We start from the raw sequence: 403 nt of genomic DNA, 5'->3' as shown, positions 1-403 counted from the left end.
GTGTCTGTGATGTCTACTGACTATGTCGCTTATCAGTCCCAGTACTTTTTGTCTTGTGTTTAGCTTTGATGTAATTCTCTTTCATGTCTTGCGTCTGACTCTACTTGATCTTCTCTATTATGTATGTTATATTTGTCTTTTGCGCATTTTTTTTTTTTTTTTTTTTGACATGAGTTAAAATCTCCTTCAGTGCATCATCATCGCCAGTATGAATTTCCGGCGCAATTCCCGTTTCACCAGGCCCAACAAATACTGCTCGGCGATCTATCAGCCAACGCCCACGAATTTTTTGTGGTCTTGGAACGATGTATCCTAGTTTTCCGTATTTCACCAGGGTAGTGTTTGTTATTGGGAGACTGAACCGTTTTGGTTTCCACTCGTCGAGCGTTATCAGGTACTGTTC

Annotated in this window: 1 protein-coding gene; it reads right to left on the bottom strand. The window is 40.7% G+C overall.

Features of this window, described 5'->3' with window-relative positions:
• Positions 1 to 100 precede the first annotated feature (100 nt).
• Positions 101 to 403 (bottom strand): excisionase (locus tag BHE18_RS01125; RefSeq protein ID WP_216095293.1); only part of this gene is annotated, 303 nt, incomplete at its 5' end.

It is taken from the genome of Rossellomorea aquimaris, assembly GCF_001877785.1.
Classification (GTDB): Bacteria; Bacillota; Bacilli; order Bacillales; family Bacillaceae_B; genus Rossellomorea; species Rossellomorea aquimaris_A.
Note: the sequence above shows the minus strand (reverse complement) of the source record. Positions and strands in the feature narration are given on the sequence as shown.